The organism is Paraburkholderia sp. CNPSo 3274, from assembly GCF_024206475.1.
GTDB lineage: Bacteria > Pseudomonadota > Gammaproteobacteria > Burkholderiales > Burkholderiaceae > Paraburkholderia.
The window spans coordinates 1-2,574 of sequence record NZ_JAMBPR010000185.1 but is presented as its reverse complement, the minus strand read 5'-3'; the positions used below and the strand labels follow the sequence as shown (position 1 = coordinate 2,574).

The following is a 2,574-nucleotide window of genomic DNA, read 5'->3' as shown; positions in this document are numbered from 1 at the left end:
CCAATACCGGATGCGACAGCCTCGCGGAGTTGGGCCAGCGCAATCTGTGGCTTGGTTTCGAAGGCGAGATCGTCGGGGATGCCCGCACGACGCGCTCGCTCCCGGTCTTCAATCCATTCCTTGGGGACATACAGCTGCCAGGCAATTGGCAGGCTGCCGCGTTGCGTCGCGATCGACAGGCTCACGGCGATCTGGCAGTTATCCTGTTTGCCCAATTGCCCGCAGTATTGCCGCGCTACGCCGACCGAATGCTTGCCTTTCTTCGGGAAGCCCGTGTCGTCAATAATCCAGTAATAGCCAGTCTCTTCAGCAGCGTGCAGGCCTAACGCGGGCATCACCCATTCTCGTACCCGCTGCAGGACCGCCCGGTCAGACCATTCTGCCTTGGCCACAAAATGGTGGAGTGACTGATGTTTCGCACTCGCGTGAAGTGGGTCAATATGCGCGGCCATCGGCTCGACGCTCTTGCGTGACAATGGCATCACCAAGCCCGAACAGTAACCCTTGAGGCCGGCATGGCGATCGGCGTGCCCTAACGCCTGCGCCAGATGATTCAGATACTCGTCAAATTCATCGACATCTTCTCTCATCACGATCGCCCGAAATATGCATTATTCAATACTACCAGGTATCGTTTCGCTGCAGATGTTTTTTCTGACACAGTAGTAGCCGCCCGCGAGGGCGATTTTTTGCGCGAGATGCGGCATTGCACCATGTGCGCGGCGCGTCGCAACAAGCTGGCGATGTCGTAATTCTTGTCGGCACCTACCGTAATAGACGCGCCAGCAAATTGTGGGGCATCCGCAGGCATGTCTGCCACTGCGTCGCGGTCGGCCGTGCCATTGGGCTGCGTCACCTGTGCGTTCACCGCCAGGTTGTGCCTGTTATCGGTAAGCTCCTGTCCCATATAGCAGAGCATTGTGCCCGTGCCACGACTCATGCGAAACAGTCGCGCGTGACTGTCCGTGCTGGATTCATGCGTATCGTCGCTGCGCTTCTCGCCATGCGAGTTCTCGTGAAGACCTGCAGCTCTATCAGACGGCATGTCGTCGTCCGACTTCGCCTTGTGCACTACACGCTGCTAACCGAATACAGCACTGCCGCGCCCGAATCAGTTTCTCCGACCGGATGCGCGGGCGGCTTCCCTTGGCGTCGCTCTCGTACATGCGCGAGAAAACCTCACCCATGCGACCGCTGGTATCGTTCAACCCCTGCCGAATCAGTCGCAACGGATGATTGGCTGGACCGAAGTCATCCAGTCCGGACCTCTGGATACGATGGAGGGGCCGCGGCAGTGCTACGCTGGGAAAGCGGATCGCTGCACCGGCTGCGGCGGGGCGTAGCAAGGCGCATCGTGTCGGCGCGCCGCCAGGTTGCGCCTAAATGAACGGCAAATACATTCTTGGCAAGATCGATTCCGATAGTGACAATAGGCATGGACTTCCCCTCTCGCTGGTCGATGAACGTTCGCAACTTCATCTTGGCACATTGATGCCGACTCGCGGCTTCCGCCGCAGCCTCGGGACGGGGAAGTCCCTTTCATTCTCTCTAGATTATTCTTCCCTCGAAGATGGAAAGATCGCATCCGCACGGGTGTTTTTCGATCTCGCCCCTCTGCTTGGAAACGTCGCTTCGAGCCGCATTAAAACCTCACGCTACGCAAAAAGCTCTCTCACTGGAAAGTATGCGGAGGAGAAGTCGAGAGAGCTTCACGATCTAATGAGGTCCAAACAGGGCTTCCTGGACAGCGGCATCACGCTGGATCGCGTAGCCGATCAGATTGGTATTCATAGAAATCATCTTTCCCAGATACTCCTTCTTATCTCACGCTCGAAGAAGACGTCGGTTCGAAAACCACGAGAGATTTTCTGATTAAATTAATCTGGAATGCGACATATGTTTTGAAAATCACGGCTGAAACTCGTTCGTTCAGAGAGACTGAAATCGCACGTCGACGCGCCCTCTTGCGAAGACTTCCGCCCCGAAGCACCACCCCTCCGATGGCCAGATTCTGGAATCTGAAGCCGACGCCGCGTGCGAGCACAAGCGCCAGACGCTCAGCAAGTTCGCCTCGCTGTGCGGCAGCGAGATGTCAAAAGAGCAACACGACTCCAGTTGCCCCAGCCATGCGCATGGGCGCCGTACCCACCTGCCTGAAGACAAGGTTTTACGCCGCTACCCGCGTTTGGTGGTGAAAAGGCGGAGGACCGTTAGTCGCATTTCAAGGTCCGCGATGAAGGGCGGCAGCGAATGGCGATTTGACATTGTGCAGAGAGTTTTTTGGTTGGCGATCGCGGCTACTGACGCCTGACGATGCCTGGCGACGCCCGCCCGCGATCGGTAATCAAAAAAGTTCTTGTGCTAAACCGCGCCACAGGCGCTGGCGTCTATGGGCGTTGAATGATCGCCGCGATGATTCGCGATGCCACAGGCGTGGCTATCGCACGCGGGAACCACACGAATGGCACGAGCCGGTCGCGCAAAATCAGCGCGAATGCGGGGTCCAAGGACAGATAGTGTTGGGTTTCGCGACAGTGTAATGGGCGCGTGGACGCCGGCGCACGAGCGAGTTCG

The 2,574-nt window shown here is 57.5% G+C and carries 2 protein-coding genes and 1 pseudogene; 1 reads left to right on the top strand and 2 read right to left on the bottom strand.

The features are described from left to right. Both M3I54_RS43900 and M3I54_RS43895 read right to left on the bottom strand, forming a co-directional pair. Nucleotides 1–590, bottom strand: a 590-nt coding sequence (locus tag M3I54_RS43900; protein WP_254346644.1) for an IS701 family transposase, incomplete at its 3' end; no start/stop codon positions are given. A 78-nt stretch (nucleotides 591–668) separates the two neighbouring features. Next, nucleotides 669–1,295: pseudogene (locus tag M3I54_RS43895) on the bottom strand (hypothetical protein); the annotation flags it as partial. Nucleotides 1,296–1,383: 88 nt separating this feature from the next. Between M3I54_RS43895 and M3I54_RS43890 the strand changes: the two are divergent. Continuing rightward, nucleotides 1,384–1,872, top strand: coding sequence for a hypothetical protein (locus M3I54_RS43890; RefSeq protein ID WP_254346643.1), 489 nt, complete (start codon nucleotides 1,384–1,386; stop codon nucleotides 1,870–1,872). Nucleotides 1,873–2,574: the final 702 nt, after the last annotated feature.